Raw genomic sequence first — 20157 nt, forward strand, 5'->3', positions numbered from 1 at the left:
TTAATTTCTCATTATAGGATTTATAAATTGCATAATGTATATTTATACACCCTAATGTGTTTTTTCCATGAAAACCATAACAATTTACAAAAAAAATAACCTCAAAACAGAAATGATTTTCTATTTTGAGGTTATAAAAATTTTATAGTAATGATTTATCAGGTGTTACAATAATTTTAACCTGCTTTTTCTTCTCTGGACCTGTTAAAGTTCCAAAGCCCTGCTCAACAATATCATCCAAAGCTATTCTCTTAGTAATATACCCTTCTGCTTTTATTCTTTTATCTGCCATTAATGCTATAGTTGATGGAAACTCGTGTCTATATGCTAATGTGCCCACGATTTTCTTCTCCTGAAAAACTAATACATTTGGATTAATTTTTACAGGGCCTTCCCAAATGCTGGTTACTACCATGGTGCCTTCAAATTTTATGCTTTCAAGTCCAACATCCAGACCTATCTGTGAACCTGTGGTTTCAAAGCATACGTCAACTCCAACTCCTGATGTTAGTTTTTTAACCTCTTCAGGAATATTTACTTCATTTGGATCTAAAACCACATCTGCTCCTGATCTTTTTGCATATTCCTGTCTTATGGATTTTCTCTGTAAAACTACAATTAATCTTGCACCTGCTGCTTTTAAGCATTCTATGGTTGCAAGTCCTATTGGTCCTGCTCCAAGAACTAATGCAGTGTCACCAGCCCTAAACTTTCCAACCCTTACTGAATGCAGTGCAACAGCAATAGGCTCAATTAGAGCAGCCTGTTCATAAGACATATTATCTGGAATTTTATGCACGAATTCTGATGGGAATACAGTATATTCTGCAAGTCCACCGCCGCTTCCGCATAAGCCATGGAATCCCAATGACGAGCATAAATTATATTTACCTTCTCTGCAAGCTGGACATTCTCCGCAAGCCACAATAGGTTCTACAACTACTCTGTCTCCAGCCTTTATATTTTTAACTCCTTCTCCTACTTCAACAACTTCCCCTGAAAATTCATGTCCTAAAACAACAGGAGCTGTGGTTCCGCTTAATGGATGTGGCTGCCCTACTGGAATAAAGATAGGTCCTCCTAAATATTCATGTAAATCTGAACCACATATCCCACACCATTTAACTTTAATTTTTACTGAACCAGAAGTTACTTTTGGCTCATCAATTTCCTCAACCCTTACATCTTTTTTATCATACCATAATGCTGCTTTCATAAAAAAATCCTCCTTATACTATTAGTGATGCAAAATATAAAAGCAATTTTCATGCCAGCTCAAATGCTGGATGTTTGTTTGTTTTTTAACTATCAATTCTCATGAATGAGAATATATTTGTATCATTTATGAGAATTGATTTATTTTGTATATATGGTGAATTACTATAACAGATTATATTTTTTTATTTTTCTATATATTGTAGCCCGGCTTATTCCAAGAAGCTTTGCTGCATTTGCAATATTATAATTAGTTTTATTAAGAGCTGTTTTTATATTTTCTCTTTCAATAGTATTCATATTAATAAAATTATCATCAGGCTGGTATTTATTCTGATTTAATATGCCATTATCAATTAATTCCTGTGCTGTAATAACATTTCCTTCGCTTAAGTAATATGATCTTTCTACTATATTTTCAAGTTCACGCACATTGCCAGGCCAATTATATTCTGTTAAAGTTTTCATAAACTTTGAGTCAATAACCTTGTTTTTACCATTATGAATATTTAATCTGTTAATAAAATACTGTGAAAGCAATTCTATATCCCCTTTTCTTTCATTGAGGGGAATAATTTTAATATTCATCACATTAATTCTATAAAACAGGTCCTCTCTGAAATTTTTATTAATAACTTCCTTTTTTAAATTTCTGTTTGTGGCAGCTATAATTCTAATATTAAGTTTCCTTTCATAGTTTCCCCCTACCCTTATTACAGTTTTATTATCCAGAACTCTTAATAATTTTGACTGCATATCTAAAGGCAGTTCACCTATTTCATCAAGAAAAATTGTGCCTTCATCTGCTAATTCAAATTTACCTGCATGGCCTTCACTGGCTGCACCGGTAAAAGCACCCTTTTCATATCCGTACAGTTCACTTTCCATTAATTCCTTTGGTATGGAAGCACAGTTTACTGCAACAAATGGGCCATCTTTATTACTATAATTATGGATGGCCTGAGCAAATAATTCCTTTCCTGTGCCGCTGTTTCCCTCAATAATAACATTACAATTACTTAAAGCTGCCTTTTTAGAATAATCAATAATTTTTATCATTTCTTTATCTTTGGTAATTATGTCACTGAAGCTGTAAGCTGCATTAAAACCTACTACTTTATTTACGAATTTATTAATATTTTTTATAGTTTTAAATGTTATCACTGTACCGATATTTATATTATTATTTACTATTGGTACAGCATTCATACTACATTTTATTCTTTTATTCTTTTTTTTATAAAAATCACAGTACATATTATAATATGGTTTTTCTCCATGCTCTAAACTATTTATAAAATCTACATCTTTTATTACCTGATTTATATTAATATCTATTATTTCATCTCTTGTATATTCTAAAATACTGCAGGCATTTTCATTGACCTTTATTATTTTTAGTTCATGATCCAATATTAACATTCCATCTGATATTGATTGAAAAGTAGCATTTAATAAATTATTTGATACAGAAAATGCTAATTGTTTTTCAATTGAAAATGCACCTGTAAGTACCATACCCAATGTATGGCTGTGTGCGCCATTGTAATTACCAGACATATCTAAGCATCCAATAATATTTCTGTTTTCATCGTGTATTGTGGCAGCGGAGCATGACCATTTATGGTGTTTCTTACAATAGTGCTCTGCTGCAATAGTCTGAATTGGCTCATCCATATACAATGCAGTACCTATAGCATTTGTTCCAACTTCCCTTTCCGTCCAAAGAGCACCTTTTATAAAATTTAATTCATTTGCCATTTCCATAACATTTTCATCACCTAATACTTCAAGAAGGCATCCCGTATTATCAGTTAATATTATAGAAAATCCAGAGCCAGCTACAGTTTTATACATTTCCTCCATTATGGGTTTAGCTACCAACAACAGCTGCTGATTTTGTACAGTTTTTTTAGATAATACATCAGGTGGTACTTTTCTTCCTATTCCCCCATTGTAATCAACATTGTATTTTTTGCATCTTATCCATGAATCTGCAATGCTTTTTCTAACATTTTTATTAATTACTCCTGTGTTTATAAATTCTTCTAAATATTTTTTAGTATTAAACATATAATTATTTGTTATCCTCCGTATATAGTACATATATTATATCATTTATGCCTGTGGATCTAAGATGGAACATCTTTACAACATTGTAATAACTGATCATTATTTAATAATGTGAGAAAATAAAATTGCCGACAGTTATTTTCCGTCAGCAATTTTATATTAATAACAATAGTTATTAACCAACTATTAAATTTTTCATATCAGATTTAAATATTAACCAAAGTATCTTTCCAGCAGACCTTTAAATGCTCTTCCGTGTCTAGCTTCATCTTTGCACATTTCATGAACTGTATCGTGAATTGCATCGTAATTTAATTTCTTAGCTAATGTTGCTAAGTCTTTCTTGCCCTGGCATGCTCCATGCTCAGCATTAACTCTCATTTCAAGATTCTTCTTTGTGCTGTCTGTTACTACTTCTCCAAGCATTTCTGCAAATTTTGATGCATGCTCTGCTTCTTCAAAAGCTATTCTCTTATAAGCTTCTGCTACTTCTGGATATCCTTCTCTGTCTGCCTGTCTACTCATAGCTAAATACATTCCAACCTCTGAACATTCACCTGTGAAGTTTGCTCTTAATCCTTCTAAAACTTCTTTGTCAACACCTTTTGCAACTCCTACTTTGTGCTCATCTGCAAAGGTCATTTCATCATCTTTTTTCTCAACAAATTTATCACTTGGAGCTCCGCATACAGGGCATTTCTCTGGTGCTTTCTCTCCTTCATAAACATAACCACATACTGAACATACAAATTTTTTCATTTTTAATTCCTCCTAAAAACTATTTTCTTTACAATTCTTATTATATAATAATAATTATTAAATATCAATACCTTTTTTATAATTTATAAAAAAATCTTCAATTATTGATTATTGATCTTTCCTTATTACATTGGTATCTTTTATCATTACCCATCCTTTATAATAATCACAAATTTTCATTTTATCAGGGACCTTTGCAGATTGTTCAAGTGCATTTTTTGCCGTTAACTTGTTTATAGGAGAATCATTACCGCTAAAATTAAAAAACACTACTGCTTCTTTACTCTGAGAATATTTATCCATAAGAAAATACATGTTACTTAAATCTATATCCCCCTTAAATACATACTTAATAGGATATACCTTATTCTTTAAATATGTATTTGAATTATTTATAGCAGTGGCAAAATTATCAAAAATTAATTTATTTGTGCACACATGTGCAGAACCCCACTGTCCATAATATTTCCCCTTAGGGACAATGCTATTTATATACATGAAATTTTTAATTATCTGCTTTTCCCGTACTTCGTAAAATTTTATATCTTTTGAATTTTGACCTGACTCAATGTAAGCATTGAACCCAACAACCAGTCCATCACATATCATTTTAAAGTCTGAAAAGTCTTCACCTAAAAATTCTCTATAGTCCTTTTCATTTTTCTCCATATCTGTCTTTAATTCTATGCTGAATTGATAAATAGGATTATCCTTATTAGTATCGAAACTATTAAATTTGTTATTATTTACATTTTCCCTAAGTTCCTTCAATAAGGGCAGTGTGGCAGGTATGGACTTATCTGTCATCATAATATTCATACACTTTACGGCAGATGGAGGTATAGTTTCAACATCTAAACCTATAACTTTGAAACGCTTATCTTTATCGAGGCTTAAATAAAAATTCCTTATTTCCTTCCATGCAGCATCATATTTTGTATACTTTAAACTGTTATTATCCCATCCGTCAGCTAATTGCCTTAGCAAACTATCATCACCAGTGGTCAAATACTTGTTATACAGCCATCCTTCACTATGGGTTATCTCAGGTATGAAATACTTTATTCCTGCATTTTGTACAAAATATTTTAAAAACTTTACTTCTAAAGGCATATCAACAGTATATCCATGTTCCTCTCCAGTTAAAAAGACTTCATAATTGTCTAAGTATTTATTTAAAAATTCTAACTTAGGAGCATCAAGGTTGTTTGTATATATTGGTTCCTGATTACTTTTTATAAAATTCTGTGACGCTTTATCTTTAGATAAGTTGTCCATAAATGAATCAAAATTATTCACATTTTCTTTTGATTTAGCATTATTTACAGATGCACATCCACTTAATAATTGGGTTGTAATTATTAAGGTCATGGCTAAAGCCATATATTTACGTTTCATATACCATCATCCCCCGCAGTATATTTAATATCATTATTCTAGAAAAGAGAGTGCCCAGTACACTCTCCTTTTCTTTTATGCATAAATCATTCAATCAAATTTTACTTCATATACTAATGAACAAAAAGTTATTTACCTTTATATTCATTATCTTTATATTTGATAATTGAATTTAGCAAAATTGTATCATAAAATTCTCTACCATCTCCATTAATAGTATACTTAATGCTAACTTTCATTTTAGAATCTTTAGATATTTTAATATTAGGAATTACATTAAAATTATCTACAATACGCTCATTTGACTTCTCAAAGTTCTTACCACCAGCAAAGTCAGCAATTTTTGTTCCATCTATATATACATTAAAATTTATTGAATCTACTTTAGCTTGCTTTTTTAACTTAAATATATATCCATCTTGAACGTATAACTTAGTTCCTATACTTACTAAAGAGAAATTATCTATATCTATATCATCAGTTAAAATATCTGTTTTGTATATGGTGATTGACCGCTCTTTAAAGAGTAAATACCCCCAAAGTATATTTGAAAATATCAATATAACAACTAATACAATTAAAATAACTTTTCTTTTCATAAGGCTTGTCCCCTATTCGTTTTTATTTAATTTAGTTATATATATTTGATGGTAATACACTATCAACATAATAGCTATGATTAACTAATGCCAAATAGAGCGACATCGTTGTTCCGACTGGAATAGTTGCTCCTAAAGTTATTCCTTTAGTTGGCCATGCAACGTTCAAATTTGCATTAGCTTGCCAATAAATCTTTCTCATGGCGGCTCTATTATAAGGAGCTGCAATTTCTTCTACATCCCTAATATTTTGAATTGATGGTGCTCCATTACAACCTAATCCACTAGCAAATTGATCCCAGCTAGGACCACCATTAAATCTACTTGTATCGTACCTAGATATATAAAAAGTTGATCTAAAACCAGCAACTATATTGGTGCCTATTGTTTTAGTAACCATATGATCTGTATACTGAGCTCCAAACGAATCAGATATAACAGATAAAGGTCTTATTTCTCCTGAGAAGGAATATTTCTGCTTTTGGTTTTCTTGATTTTTTCGCAATTCTTTAGTTTTTTCTGAAGCTTTAGTCTCTATCTTTATAAATGATCCATCTTCAAACCTGTAATATCTAATATTATCCAATGGGTCATCTATATCAAAGGTATTAAAGCTTGCAGGTATTTCCTTTACTTTATCTGGATTATACGCATCCCATAAAATATTCTTGTCCAATTTATCTAATAGTACTTTTTGTTTTTCTTTTGGGACATTATTCTGATCAAAAAACTGTATATATTGTTCTTTAGTTTCAAATGTTTTAATATTTTTAATGTTATCTTCTGCTTTAACTATTGATGTACTAAATGGTGTTGCTAAAAAAATACTAGCTATTAATATTGAGCTTACCAAATTTCTAACTTTTTTCATTATTCTAATCCCCCTATATTTATTTTTGTAACTTGGCTTTACCACGTTTCTACTCCATGGTAAGTATATTGCCCATCTTCCTCGCCCCCCTTTCAAAACTGGACATAGCTTGTGATGGTACATGTATGCTTACTCAGGTTTCGCATTATGGAATCAAACCTGTTATTAATTTATGTTCTCGTTCATCAAAAATTTCATCTAATAGTGAATTTGTTAAACTTGATGAAAATAGTATTTTCCACGTTTAATTCATGTATCAAAATCAAAATACCTAAGATAGTAAAACCAATAACTATGGATGTGATTAATATTAAACTGATGTTCCTAATTTTTTAGTAATATTAATCTAGCTTTTCTTTTAAATTAAAAACGATTCCGATAAATTTTAATGCCACTTATAACAGCTATAGGCTCCTTATCTTCAATACAATATTTTTTTATTATTTGATTATTATTTTTAGCCATTGAGCCAAGTAACAAGCTAAAAATTGCTATTGTAACAATAGAAAAAACAATGAATTTACGCTTCATATATCACCCTCCTCTCTTCTGTATATTTAATATCATTATTCTACAATATTTACATATGATAGTAAAACATCTATAATTTACATTGAAGTGTAATATTTAATTTGCATTAGAATTAAAACCATTTAGGACAAACATGCTTATGTTTTAACCATGGTTTTATATAAAAATTAGAAATGTTATTTTAAATTACATTTTTGCAAGGAGGATACTAACTTGGTTAACTCTATAGGATATAAAATTAAGGAGTTACGTAAAGAGAAAAAGATATGTCAAGAAGATTTATGCTGCAGTATTTTAAGCAGAACTATTTTAAGTAAAATAGAAAATGGTAAAATGTTACCATCAATTATACAACTTGAACATATTTCTAATGTTTTAAATGTATCTATTGTGTACTTTTTTCAAGATTCCGTAGAAAAAGGATATCTTACTTATTCAAACTCAAGCATAATTAATCCTTCCACATTAGAAACTTTATATAAGGAAAAAAAGTACATTGAAATAATAAAAATTGCAGATTCAAGTAACAATTCCGATATTAATAAAAACTTTTATATTGGAATGTCCTATTTCAATATGCAATTATATAATGACTCAGTAAAAAATTTAAAAGAATATATAAAGGCATATGCCAAGTTTTCTCATACAGAAAAGCATAATTATGCTGAAAATTGTACCTTTGCTTTCAATTCACTGTTTTACATTATGATGAAAAATTCCAATTATAATAAAGCTCTTAGTTATTTATACCGTGCACAGCAGGTTATAATAGAAAATAAATTGATACATAGTAGAATATATTATATTATCGTAAACAACATAGGGGTCACCTATTGCTTAATGAAAGAGTATAAAAAAGCAATTGACATTCTGGAAAAGTTCATTAACGATATAGATGATTTAGCATATATATCAATATTAGCAACCATTCATTTATCCTTAAATATTGCATATTACAAAACAAATAACTTTGAAAAAGCTATTCATCACATTAAATTAGCTATTACTTTTTTTGATTATAGTGGAGAACATTTCGATGCAGGTGAATGTTATCTAAATTATATTAACTGCTTAAGACTATCCTCAAAATTTGAAGAAGCTTTATATCTAATTTCTAATCTAAAAGCCAAATATTACTGTGATAAATCTCTTATTAATCTTTTTCTGATCCAGCAAATGATTGTTTTTTTTAATATGGAAGACTACATTGATTTATCTAGAACCTTACAGGAAATAAGGTTTACCAAGCTTAGAAAGAAAAGTAAAATGGACTATTACCTTGTGGTAGGACATATGAAATTTTTGGAGAAGGATTTTAATTGTGCTTTTGATTATCTTAGCAGGTGTAAAACCTATTTATTAGACAATAAATATTATTTAGACCTTAGTGTGATATGTAATGATTTATACAAAATCAATAATGATATAAGCTATTTAAATAAAAGTTCCTATTATAGGGATTTATATAGGACCTGTCCATTTCCTAATATATTCATAGGATAATATATTCTTCAGCCAGAGTATAAAATTGCGTATAAAAAAATGCTGTCAGAATAATTCATCTGGCAGCATACCCTTATATACCATTATTTATAGAAAGCAACTTTCTATATAGTTGAAAGTTATTTGAAATATCTATTTAATAAACCCTTAAATGCTCTTCCGTGTCTAGCTTCATCTTTGCACATTTCATGAACTGTATCATGAATTGCATCGTAATTTAATTTCTTAGCTAATGTTGCTAAATCCTTCTTACCCTGACATGCACCATGCTCAGCATTTACTCTCATTTCAAGGTTCTTCTTTGTGCTGTCTGTTAATACTTCTCCAAGCATTTCTGCAAATTTTGATGCATGCTCTGCTTCTTCAAAGGCTATTCTCTTATAAGCTTCTGCCACTTCTGGATATCCTTCCCTGTCTGCCTGTCTGCTCATTGCTAAATACATTCCCACCTCTGAGCATTCGCCAGTGAAGTTTGATCTCAATCCTTCTAAAACTTCTTTGTCAACACCTTTTGCAACTCCTACTTTGTGCTCATCTGCAAAGGTCATTTCATCATCTTTCTTTTCTACAAATTTATCACTTGGAGCTCCGCACACAGGGCACTTCTCTGGTGCTTTCTCTCCTTCATAAACATAACCACATACTGAACATACAAATTTTTTCATTTTTAATTCCTCCTAATTAATAAGTTTATCAACAATTATTATTATATAACACTTATTATGATTTATCAATAGTAATTATAAAATATTTTTATTTTAGCTGCTTTCTGTCATTAAAAAATCTGCTATAGGATAAATAGCAGGCTAAAAATGATGCTATAGATGTAGTGGAAAGCATCATAAATGTTACCATTATTTGAAATCTAATTGCCTGCAGAGGGGGTGTGCCTGCTATAATAAGACCTGACATCATTCCAGGAATAGCAACTATGCCCAGTGTTTTGGTAGAATCTATGGTTGGAAGCATTCCTGTTTTTATTGAATCCTTTATTATCTCTTTAGATGAAACCATAATATCTGCACCAAGTGCCAGCTTTGTTTCAACTTCTTCTCTTTTGTTTTTAAACAGTGATATCATCTGCCTATAGCATAGTCCCAGTGCTACCATGGCATTACTAATTATCATACCTGATATTGGTATAACCTGGTTTGGAACATATTTAACGGCACCTGCAGATATTAATACTCCTAATGTTATAATAGTTCCTACTGTAATTGAGATAAAGGATATTAAAAATCCTTTTTCTATGCCCTTTCCTCTTTTTGCAGCATTGTATGCAGCATTAATGGTCATAAATAAAAGTAAAAATGTTGTAAATAATGGGTTTTTAAGTCCAAATATAAAGTCTAATACATAACCCAATATAACTAATTGGATAATTGCTCTAATTACTCCAATTACAATTTCTTTTTCAAGTTTAAGCTTTTGTGAATATGAAAATATCAGAGAAACTGCAACCAGTGAAGATGCAATTAAAAGGGACAATACACTTATATTTGCCGTATTAGCCATTATCTATCACCTCCAAAGATTTTATTTCTCCAGCTTCTATGGTAAGAAGCTTATTTGCATTTTTTTTACTTTGCTCCAAGTTATGTGTTACCCATAAAATAGTAATACCATCCTTATTTAATTTTTTAACTACTTCTTCTACTATTTGTGTATTTTCAGCATCCAATGCAGATGTAACTTCATCTAGGAGCAATATTTCGGGTTTGCACAGCAATGTCCTTATCAGTGATATTCTCTGCTTTTCCCCTCCTGATAAATTTTTATTTTCCTTATTTAAAATTTCTTCATCTAAATTGAACATTTCCAGATATTTTGAAATAAGCTTCTTATCAGGCACTATGTTTCTTATATTGAACGGAAATGTAAGGTTATTTATTACCTTATCTCCAAACAGGTATGGAGTCTGAAAACAATATGCTACCTGCTTTCTATATTCCATTGGACTGTAATCCGTAATATTTTTATCTTTGTAAATTATATCCCCACTGCTGCTGCTTATAAGGTTGCTGCATAGCTTTAGCAAAGTACTTTTGCCGCTGCCCGATGGTCCTATTATTGAAAAATAATCACCATTATTAATATCTAAATTAATATTCTTTAGTATATCTTTATAATAAATTGAATTAAGCTTAAGTAAAGTCATGTTATCCTCCATTTCAGTTACTGCCTGCCTAAAGTCTTATTAACTTCCTTCAGCAGACTTCTTATAGGCAAATGCTGAGGACATGCCTTTTCGCATTTACCGCACTCTATACATGCTGATGCCCTAAGGCCTTTATCCAGAGAATTATATTGTTTTGAATAGGTCTCTAAGTCATCATACATACTTGAAAAATTATATAAAGAAAAGTTTTTAGGTATATTTACACCTGCTGTACATGGCATGCAGTATTCGCAGGCTGTGCATCCTACTTTCATTTTCTTTTTTAACATTTGTTTAGCATTTTCAATAGTTTTAAGTTCCTTATCACTTAAAGAACCAGCTTCTACAGTATCTGCTGTATCAATATTTTCTTTTATCTGATTAATATCATTCATACCGCTTAGTATTACAGAAACCTCAGGCTGATTTAATATCCAGCTTAATGCCCACTGAGCAGGTGATTTTGTATCATCACAGCTTTTAAACACATCCATGATTTCCTTTGCAGGGGTTTTTGCTAAAAGCCCTCCTCTTAGAGGTTCCATTATAACCACGCCAAGCCCTTTTGAAGCTGCATATTTTAATCCTTCTTTTCCTGCCTGATAATTCTCATCTAATATATTGTACTGTATCTGACAAAAATCCCATGGATATAAATCCACAATATCTTTAAATACACTTAATTTATCATGAAAAGAAAAACCTACATATTTAATTTTACCCTGTTGTACCTTTTCATTTAAAAAATCTAGTACACCTAATTTTACTACCTTATTAATTCTTTCCTTACTTAATGCATGTAACAAATATAAATCTACATATTCCGTATCAAGTTTTTTAAGCTGCTCATTAAAATATTTATCAAAATCCTCATACTTTTCCATAAGCCATACCGGCATTTTAGTGGCTAACCTGACTTTTCCCCTATAACCATCCTTAAGTGCCTTTCCTACAAGCACTTCACTCATACCATTATGATAAGGATAAGCTGTGTCAATGTAATTAATACCATTATCAATTCCATATCTTATAAGCTTTATGGAATTTTCCTCATCTATTTTTCCATGGTCACCATCTATAACAGGCAGTCTCATGCATCCAAATCCAAGAGCTGATGTGACAAAATCAGTTTTCCCAAACTTTCTATACTTCACTTTTTTTATTCCCCTTTCGCATTTTTTTATAATAATATTATTACACATAAAAGAATAGTTGTTTATAGTTTATATTATATTGTATAATTTAATTAAGTTCAAAATACTGGTAATTACCTTAATCCATTTAGCAAAGGTCTTAATATAACCTTAATAGGATGGTGATTTTTTGATAAATAATGATATAATTTTTGAGCTTCTTGAACAAATGTCAATAATAGCAGTTGCTGCTTATATTTTCAGCCAGACGAGAATATTTAATAACCTTCTTAAAGAAAAAACTAACATAAGTGACAGACTAATTATGATATCATATTTTAGTATTCTTTCTATAGTTGGCACCTATATGGGTATCAAAGTTGAGCCTAAGGCATTTGCAAATATAAGACCTATAGGCGTAATAATGGCAGGCTATATGGGCGGCCCAATTGTAGGAACAATTGTGGGCCTCATAGCCGGGATCAATAGATATTCCCTAGAGGGTATTACTGCATTCTCCTGCAGTTTTGCTGCCATAATTGAAGGTTTAGTAGGAGCATTAGGTAGAAAATATACTAAAAATAATATCTTTAATATAAAGATTGGCATAATTATTGGGTTAATAGCTGAAATATGCCATATGATTATCATATTAATTTTTTCCAGACCTTTCAGTGATGCAGTAACCATTGTAAAATTAGTTTCTATCCCTATGATAATTGCAAATACTCTTGGAGTAGTGCTATTTTTAAATATTATAGAAAACACCACTGAGAATTTTAACAAACAGGAATCACTAAATTTTGAAAAAGCATTAAATATAGCTAACAATACAATTTATAATATGAGAAAAGGATTAAACAAAAATACCGCAAATAAGGTTTTAAAGTCAATTTATAAAAACATAGATATAAATACAATTTTTTTATTTGATGAAAATAGATTACTTTCTTATTTCGGTCATAAATATAATTATAACATGCTCCTTGAAAAAATATCAGTTTATTCCAAATCTATTAATAATTTTAACATATTATTAAATGAAAATAATAAAACTATAACTTTTTATTGTACTACCATTTCAGGTGCAGATAATAAAGCAGTACTTGGAGTTCAGTTGTCTGGCACAACTTATATTGACAAATACACTGTGAGGCTTATGAATAAAATAAGTGATCTTCTTTCCAGTCAGCTTGATGTTTACAGATTAAATGAATTAGCAAAAAAAGTTTCTTCAGCTCAGTACAGTGCATTAAAGTCGCAGATTCATCCGCATTTCCTATTTAATGCATTAAATACCATTGCTTCATTTTGCAGGATAAACCCTGTCACAGCCAGGGACTTAATTATAAGCTTATCAAATTATTTCAGAAAAACATTGTATCAAACAGAGGATTTCACATCCATAGGAGATGACTTGGAATTAATACATTCATACTTTTCCATAGAAAAAGCAAGGTATGGAGATAAATTAAATATGCATATTGATATACCAAAGGAATTATATAATTTAAGAATTCCGGTTTTTATTCTTCAGCCAATTATTGAAAACTCAGTAAAACATGGTATTTCACAAAAACCTGATGGAGGAAGTATTTATTTATGGGCTAAATGTATAAAAGATGACCTTATATTTATTATTAAGGACTCAGGAGTTGGTATGAATGTTGATGAAGTATTTAAAAGAGATTCCAATTCAATTGGTTTAAGGAACATTCAGGAAAGATTAAAAATGTTGTATGGTGCAAAATACAGCTTTAATATTAAAAGCTTTATTAATGAAGGTACTTCTATAGTTATCAAAATCCCAAAGGAGGCATATAATTATGAACAGCTTAACTGCAGTAATAATAGAAGATGAAATTATTTCCGCCAGTGAGCTTGAATACATATTACACAAATTTCCATCAATTATAGTAAAGGGCTTGGCTTATAATTGTACAGATGGATATAAACTTATAAATAAGATAAGGCCTGATGTTGTATTTACAGACATTAATATGCCGAAATGTTCAGGCATAGAATTAGCAGAAAAAATAAAATTTTATTATAAAAATACTTATATTGTATTTGTAACTGCTTATAATGAATATGCAGTAAAGGCCTTTGAAATTGGAGCTGCAGATTATATTTTAAAGCCTTATGATGAAAAAAGAATTCAGATTACAATTGAAAGATTACTTTCAGGTGCGGTTAGAGAAAAAAAGTGCGATAAATTATGTGCATTAAGCCATGGCAAAACAATGCTTATCAATATAAATGAAGTTTATTACTGCTTTGCTGAAAATGAAAAAAACTATATAAAAACAAAAAATAAAAAATATATCACAAACAATACACTTAGTGAAATTGAAGCTAAAACTAATTTTTTCAGATGTCATAAAAGCTTTCTGGTGAACATAGATAATGTGAAAGAGCTGTTTCCATGGTTTAATGGAACATATAAGTTAATAATGAAAGATGATGAATCCTCAGAAATTACTGTAAGCAGAAATAATGTAAAAAAGTTGAAAGAATTATTAGAATTATAACTCAATTCTAACAATTGGTAACTTTCACCTATTGAATAATGCACTTCACCCTCTGAATATGTTATTGTAACCCTATTCAATTGAGCAGTAACAACCTTTTTGTTAATATTTAATTATAAAGAACATAGGGGGTATACTAATGTATTCATTTTTAGGTGGTATTATTGTACTTTTACTTGGTTACTTTGTTTATTCAAAAGTCATTGAAAAATTAATGGATGTCAGGGGCGATAGGGAAACACCTGCATACAAACTGCAGGACGGGGTGGATTATGTTCCAATGCCAACCTGGAAGGTGTTTCTTATACAATTATTAAACATTGCAGGTCTTGGTCCTATATTTGGAGCACTGCAGGGTGCATTATTCGGGCCTGTGGCTTTTCTTTGGGTTGCCTTTGGCAGCGTTTTTGCAGGAGGAGTACACGATTTTACTTCTGGAGTTATATCAATAAAACATAACGGTGCTAGTTTATCAGAAATACAAGGCATATACTTAGGCAAAAAGATACAAGCTGTCATGCGTATTTTTACCATTGTATTATTAATCTTAGTAGGTGTAGTTTTTGTAACGGGGCCTGCAAAGCTTTTGGCAGCGTTGACTCCTGATAAATTTAACACAGCCTTTTGGGTAGCAGTTGTATTTGTTTATTACTTCTTAGCCACAATTCTTCCTATAGATGTTTTAATAGGCAATTTATATCCTGTATTTGGTGTTTGTCTTGTTATTATGGCATTAGGAGTTGGGGGAGGAATAATCTTTGAAGGATACCGCATACCTGAAATCACACTTACAAATCTGCATCCTTCACATATTGCTGTATGGCCAATGATGTTTATAACCATAGCCTGCGGTGCTATCTCAGGTTTTCATGCTACTCAGTCTCCTTTAATGGCAAGATGTATAAAAAATGAAATGTATTCAAGAAAAGTTTTTTATGGTGCTATGATTGCAGAGGGATTAATTGCACTTGTATGGGTTGCAGCTGGTATATCTTTCTACAATGGAGTTCCTCAATTAGGAGCAGTATTAACAAAGAGCGGTCCTGGAGGAGCAGTTCTGGAAATTACTAAGACTCTTTTAGGTCCTATTGGCGGAGTCCTTGCAATGTTAGGAGTTATTGCATGTCCTATTACTTCCGGGGATACGGCTTTTAGAGGTGCCAGAATAATGATTGCAGACATAATTCATTATAAACAGGATAAAGTTAAAAAGAGATTACTTCTTGCACTTCCAATGTTTGCAGTAGGAATTGCACTTACATTTATTAACTTCGATATTATCTGGAGATACTTTGCATGGGCAAACCAGACACTTGCAATGGTAACTTTGTGGGCAGTTTCTGTTTATCTTGTTAAATATAAAAAGAATCACTGGTTTACTACAGCTCCTGCAGTATTTATGTCAGCTGTATGCACAAGTTATATTTTCCAGGCTAAGGAGGGCTTTGGACTTCCTGCTGTGTTCTCAAATTCAGTTGGTATATTAGTAGCTATAGGTTTACTTGGAATATTCCTGGCAAAGGCTAAATCATTTTCTGAAACGATTCCAAGTATAGATAATTCAATGAATGTATAAAAATTAAATGCAGGCTGGCCAGATTTTAAAAAGGTCAGCCTTTTATATTGTATTATTTTATAGCATCCCAGAACTCCTGGTCACTAATATCTTTTATGAATCTATAACAGTTTCCTTTCATTGTAGTGTCAAATTGGCAGATTGCGGAGTAAAGACAATATTCACAAGGAGTTTTTTTGTTATTTTTATAAGGATTTATACTTATATTGCCTTCTAGTATTTCTTCGCAGATATTTACTATTGTCCCCCTGACAAATTCTCTTAAATCTTGAAACTGCTCAAGAGTAGCCACTGAGGATTTTGATTTTGATATACTTCCATCCTTCTTCACCATTACAGGCACTATAAGTGAGCTTCCTTGAATATCTCTGTCCATTTCCTTTATTATTTCAACGTCCTCCAGCAATAGTCCCTTCATCTTTAAGCTTGCTGCAATCTTCTTTTCTATTTCCTCATCAGATAAATATCCCTTTGCTTTTATAATAGGATCCTGCAATTTAAAGTATAAAATAGCTCCAGGCTCTGCTTCTTCTTCATGCTTTCCTGATATCTGAGTCAATATGGCATCAAGATATATCAATAGCTGAAGTTCCATACCATTATATATATCAGATAATTTAAATTCTTTATTTCCGGATTTGTAGTCTACTATTCTTAAATAAAGCTTATTATTTTTATGTAAAAAATCCAATCTGTCAACCCTTCCAATGAGCTCCACATCTTCTCCTGAGTGCAGCTGAATCTTTATAGGCTCATAGTCTCCTCCTCTGGAAAAAGATATTTCATATCCTGAAGGTCTGAATCCTCCCATTTTCATATGCTCAGTAATGAGCCAAACTGATTTTGTAAGTACCCTTTCAATATTATTGGCAACATGTTTATATCTTGGTGAACTGCTGAATATGCTGCCTGGTATTTTTACAATAGTATCTTCTACTATTTCACCAACCGTTTTCTCGCACCATTCCTTGGTAATATCATTCCAGTCAATATTTTTTTCATTAACTATATTTGAAAAATGCTGAATTACATTGTGCATAAATGTCCCAAGATCAGGAGATGTCAAGGAATATATTTTTCTTTCCTTAGCTCTAAGCCCATACTGAACAAAGTAAGAGAAAGGGCATTCTGAAAATTTCTCCAGTCTTGACACACTTATATTTAATTTATCCCCGTAAAGTTTTCTAATTTTTAGTGTGTTATTGACTTCCAGTGAATTTGTATAATCAAATCCTTTTACAATATTATTTATTTTTTTATTCCATAAATCATTTTCCTTGTACCATCTATATGTTTCTATCCATACAGGATTAATATCCACATTACCTGAATCCTTCTTAACTGATGAAACCAATTGATTTAAAGTGGCTTTTGGATTCACTATTTTATTAATGCTTTCCTTAGCATCTGCATCCTCTGCAATTTCACTGCGTTCCTCAAGGTTTTTAAAAATCTTTTTAAGCCTTGATATAATTATAGATGGCCTCATGCTTTTTCCTTCAATATCAGATATTGAATAGCTAAGAGTAACACAGTCACTTACACTGGTTAAAATACTGTATACCTGAAAATTTTCTTCAAAGGCATCTTCCTTTGTGTTATTTCCAAGCTCTATACCATTTTCTCTAAGCATGATTCTGTCGCTGTCGTTTAATATTCCCTCTTCATCCTTACCTTTTGGAAATATTCCATCATTTACCCCCAGCAGAAAGAGAGCTTTAATTTCATGGCTCTTTAATCTATATACCGAGCTTACCAGTATTTGATCCAATGCAGGAGGAATTAATCCAATTTCATACTGCTGGAAACCAGCAAGCAAAACCTTAGAAAACTCATCTGTATTTATTTTATCATCACCAAATATTTCTGCCACCTGATCTAAAACTTCCATTACAACGTTCCAAATCTGACCATAAGCATTGGCTTTATCCAGCTCATCCTGACTTTTAAACTGTTCTATCCAATTTTGAAGCTTATCTCCTGTATTATTATGGATTAAAAAATTATATACAGCTTCACACTTCTTTTTGGCTGTTCTGCACTTTTTTAATTCTGAATGAAAAAGCTTTACAGGCTCTGCTGCTTTTTTTCTTATATCATTAATTTTATCTAAATTTATTTCTTCCTGAGCCTTTTCTTCATCTGTAAAATCATAATTTAAACCATATTCCCATTTTTCATCCTTAGTCCACATTGAACCCTTAATTCCATTTTTCAAAACATAATTTTCAAGTAAATCTATTTCATCCATAGTAACATTTGACAGCCCTGTTTTAAGATATCTAAATACGCTTTCATAGGACCAGTGTTTTGTAAATATTTCTAAAGCTGAAATTATATAAATTATAAGCTGGTTATTTTCAATGCTTCTTTTAGCATCTATGAAATATGGAATATCATACTCTGTGAAAATAGCTTTAACTATACTTTCATACTGCTCCAGGTCACCGCTTACCACAGCTATATCCTTATATCTGTATCCTTTATCTCTGCAAAGGTTTATTATTTCTCTGGCAGTAATTTCAACCTCATTGTACCTGTTTAAAGCTTTAATTATAGAAAGATTTTTAACATCCTTTTCATAAACCTTAAAAGGATATTCAAAAATATATTTTTCAAGATGCTGAAGCTCCTCATTATCTTTAAATCTGTAACATGGACTGCAGTTTAAAATTACCGGCTTGTCATATTTTATATTGTTATTTTTTATTATTTCAAGCAGTTTCTTTTCAGTTCTCTTCACAGGGCTGAATAAATCTGTATTTTGAGTTTCACTGTCTGAAACATCCTGACACAGCGATATGTTCACCCTATAGGCCTTCTTTAGAAGCTTCTCTATTATAAGATATTCCTGTGGGGTAAAATCATAAAATTCATCTATCCAGATTTCAGCATTATTAAATAACGATGATTCATCAAGCTTTTCTATTAATATTGTTAAATCATCATCGCTGTCTATATATTTTTCATGGAGCCTTTTTTCAAATTCTTCAAAAATTAATTTTATATCACTGACTTTATTTTTAAGATTTTCATCTTCGATCTTATCAATGCCTGAGTTTAGCTCAGTGACATCAATGCTGTATTTCTTTAATTCTGTAATTATTTCTCCAATTGTATTTGTGAATCCCTGCCTGTCTGCTACCCTGTTAAATACTTTCAGCTTATCTTTTACGCTGCTTATAACATTATAAATCAGCATGTTTCTTCCAGCCTCATTCATATGCTGTGCAGTGATTCCCCCTACTTCATTAAATACTGTATAAGCCATTCTCTTAAAACTTAATACCTGAGCTTTATTAATACTTTTTTCACCTATCATATTTATCATATTCTTTTCTGCCTGAAAGGAAAACTGCTCTGGTACAAGTATTATTAATGAATGCTTTGTTTCGTTATTAATTATTTTATTTTTTATATCATTAATGCAAAAATAACTTTTGCCGCTGCCTGCTCTTCCAAATATAAATCTTAAGCTCATATAATCACTCTCCAATTACATATAGTTTACCAAAAAAACATAAATAATGCTTATATCTTTTGTAAATTATAAAAAAACATAATTATAGTAATATTTCATTTATATATGTCATATCTTATATATGTACTATATTATTTATTATTTATTTTAAATTATATATACAAAATTAAATAAATTTATGTTAAAATATACATTGTGAATTTTACAATAAAGGCATTAGTATAGTATAAATAAAAAGCAATTTGGTAATATGTCAAGAACAAAATAAAAAGAAAATGAAATGATTCTTCAAAAAAAGGGTAACCCTAATAAACATACAGTCAAATCAG

16 protein-coding genes are annotated in these 20157 nt (G+C 30.7%); 4 read left to right on the forward strand and 12 right to left on the reverse strand.

Annotated elements, in window-relative coordinates:
* Positions 1-142: 142 nt before the first annotated feature.
* The 7 genes from EQM05_RS13005 to EQM05_RS15910 form a co-directional block, all read right to left on the reverse strand.
* Positions 143-1216, reverse strand: a complete 1074-nt coding sequence (locus tag EQM05_RS13005; protein WP_128750426.1) for a 2,3-butanediol dehydrogenase — start codon at positions 1214-1216, stop codon at positions 143-145.
* Between the two features lie 164 nt (positions 1217-1380).
* Entirely contained in the window at positions 1381-3288 is a 1908-nt protein-coding gene (locus tag EQM05_RS13010; RefSeq protein ID WP_128750427.1) for a sigma 54-interacting transcriptional regulator, read from the reverse strand.
* A gap of 213 nt (positions 3289-3501) precedes the next feature.
* Positions 3502-4047 (reverse strand): NADH peroxidase, encoded by a 546-nt coding sequence (locus EQM05_RS13015; protein ID WP_128750428.1) that lies wholly within the window; start codon positions 4045-4047, stop codon positions 3502-3504.
* 108 nt (positions 4048-4155) lie between these two features.
* Positions 4156-5445, reverse strand: coding sequence for a hypothetical protein (locus EQM05_RS13020; RefSeq protein ID WP_128750429.1), 1290 nt, complete (start codon positions 5443-5445; stop codon positions 4156-4158).
* Positions 5446-5573: 128 nt separating this feature from the next.
* Positions 5574-6044 (reverse strand): hypothetical protein, encoded by a 471-nt coding sequence (locus EQM05_RS13025; protein WP_128750430.1) that lies wholly within the window; start codon positions 6042-6044, stop codon positions 5574-5576.
* Positions 6045-6075: 31 nt separating this feature from the next.
* Complete coding sequence (locus tag EQM05_RS13030; protein ID WP_128750431.1) at positions 6076-6915, reverse strand: hypothetical protein; 840 nt, start codon at positions 6913-6915, stop codon at positions 6076-6078.
* Between the two features lie 363 nt (positions 6916-7278).
* Entirely contained in the window at positions 7279-7446 is a 168-nt protein-coding gene (locus EQM05_RS15910) for a hypothetical protein (protein WP_164917300.1), read from the reverse strand.
* A 213-nt stretch (positions 7447-7659) separates the two neighbouring features.
* On the opposite strand from EQM05_RS15910, the gene EQM05_RS13035 reads away from it, so the two are divergent.
* Positions 7660-8949, forward strand: a complete 1290-nt coding sequence (locus EQM05_RS13035) for a helix-turn-helix transcriptional regulator (protein ID WP_128750432.1) — start codon at positions 7660-7662, stop codon at positions 8947-8949.
* A 119-nt stretch (positions 8950-9068) separates the two neighbouring features.
* On the opposite strand, the gene EQM05_RS13040 is transcribed toward EQM05_RS13035, so the two are convergent.
* From EQM05_RS13040 to EQM05_RS13055, 4 genes are all read right to left on the reverse strand, one after another.
* The gene (locus EQM05_RS13040) at positions 9069-9614 is read right to left on the reverse strand and encodes an NADH peroxidase (protein WP_128750433.1); all 546 of its coding nucleotides are present in this window, start codon (positions 9612-9614) and stop codon (positions 9069-9071) included.
* An 88-nt stretch (positions 9615-9702) separates the two neighbouring features.
* Entirely contained in the window at positions 9703-10464 is a 762-nt protein-coding gene (gene fetB, locus EQM05_RS13045; protein WP_128750434.1) for an iron export ABC transporter permease subunit FetB, read from the reverse strand.
* A complete protein-coding gene (locus EQM05_RS13050; RefSeq protein ID WP_128751122.1) occupies positions 10457-11107 on the reverse strand; it encodes an ATP-binding cassette domain-containing protein in 651 nt (216 codons plus the stop codon). Before EQM05_RS13050 ends, fetB begins: the two co-directional genes overlap by 8 nt.
* 17 nt (positions 11108-11124) lie before the next feature.
* Positions 11125-12261 carry an aldo/keto reductase gene (locus EQM05_RS13055; protein ID WP_128750435.1) on the reverse strand — a complete coding sequence of 379 codons (1137 nt, stop codon included), beginning with the start codon at positions 12259-12261 and terminating at the stop codon, positions 11125-11127.
* A 169-nt stretch (positions 12262-12430) separates the two neighbouring features.
* Between EQM05_RS13055 and EQM05_RS13060 the strand changes: the two genes are divergently transcribed.
* From EQM05_RS13060 to EQM05_RS13070, 3 genes are all read left to right on the forward strand, one after another.
* Positions 12431-14101, forward strand: coding sequence for a LytS/YhcK type 5TM receptor domain-containing protein (locus tag EQM05_RS13060; RefSeq protein ID WP_128750436.1), 1671 nt, complete (start codon positions 12431-12433; stop codon positions 14099-14101).
* A complete protein-coding gene (locus EQM05_RS13065; RefSeq protein WP_128750437.1) occupies positions 14067-14771 on the forward strand; it encodes a LytTR family DNA-binding domain-containing protein in 705 nt (234 codons plus the stop codon). The genes EQM05_RS13060 and EQM05_RS13065 overlap by 35 nt, the downstream gene beginning before the upstream one ends.
* 139 nt (positions 14772-14910) lie before the next feature.
* Positions 14911-16347: a carbon starvation CstA family protein gene (locus EQM05_RS13070; RefSeq protein WP_128750438.1), complete on the forward strand. Its 1437-nt coding sequence runs from the start codon at positions 14911-14913 to the stop codon at positions 16345-16347.
* A 52-nt stretch (positions 16348-16399) separates the two neighbouring features.
* Here the strand turns inward: EQM05_RS13070 and addB are convergent, their stop codons facing one another.
* On the reverse strand, positions 16400-19828 hold the full coding sequence (gene addB, locus EQM05_RS13075) for a helicase-exonuclease AddAB subunit AddB (RefSeq protein WP_128750439.1): 3429 nt from the start codon (positions 19826-19828) through the stop codon (positions 16400-16402).
* Between the last annotated feature and the right edge of the window lie 329 nt (positions 19829-20157).

Origin of the sequence: Clostridium sp. JN-9 (assembly GCF_004103695.1) — a bacterium.
GTDB lineage: Bacteria > Bacillota > Clostridia > Clostridiales > Clostridiaceae > JN-9.

Excerpts from the sequence above, each read along its gene's own strand:
- EQM05_RS13005 (WP_128750426.1), bottom strand. The coding sequence starts at position 1,216 with ATGAAAGCAGCATTATGGTATGATAAAAAAGATGTAAGGGTTGAGGAA.
- EQM05_RS13010 (WP_128750427.1), bottom strand. The coding sequence starts at position 3,288 with ATGTTTAATACTAAAAAATATTTAGAAGAATTTATAAACACAGGAGTA.
- EQM05_RS13015 (WP_128750428.1), bottom strand. The coding sequence starts at position 4,047 with ATGAAAAAATTTGTATGTTCAGTATGTGGTTATGTTTATGAAGGAGAG.
- EQM05_RS13020 (WP_128750429.1), bottom strand. The coding sequence starts at position 5,445 with ATGAAACGTAAATATATGGCTTTAGCCATGACCTTAATAATTACAACC.
- EQM05_RS13025 (WP_128750430.1), bottom strand. The coding sequence starts at position 6,044 with ATGAAAAGAAAAGTTATTTTAATTGTATTAGTTGTTATATTGATATTT.
- EQM05_RS13030 (WP_128750431.1), bottom strand. The coding sequence starts at position 6,915 with ATGAAAAAAGTTAGAAATTTGGTAAGCTCAATATTAATAGCTAGTATT.
- EQM05_RS15910 (WP_164917300.1), bottom strand. The coding sequence starts at position 7,446 with ATGAAGCGTAAATTCATTGTTTTTTCTATTGTTACAATAGCAATTTTT.
- EQM05_RS13040 (WP_128750433.1), bottom strand. The coding sequence starts at position 9,614 with ATGAAAAAATTTGTATGTTCAGTATGTGGTTATGTTTATGAAGGAGAG.
- fetB (WP_128750434.1), bottom strand. The coding sequence starts at position 10,464 with ATGGCTAATACGGCAAATATAAGTGTATTGTCCCTTTTAATTGCATCT.
- EQM05_RS13050 (WP_128751122.1), bottom strand. The coding sequence starts at position 11,107 with ATGACTTTACTTAAGCTTAATTCAATTTATTATAAAGATATACTAAAG.
- EQM05_RS13065 (WP_128750437.1), top strand. The coding sequence starts at position 14,067 with ATGAACAGCTTAACTGCAGTAATAATAGAAGATGAAATTATTTCCGCC.
- EQM05_RS13070 (WP_128750438.1), top strand. The coding sequence starts at position 14,911 with ATGTATTCATTTTTAGGTGGTATTATTGTACTTTTACTTGGTTACTTT.
- addB (WP_128750439.1), bottom strand. The coding sequence starts at position 19,828 with ATGAGCTTAAGATTTATATTTGGAAGAGCAGGCAGCGGCAAAAGTTAT.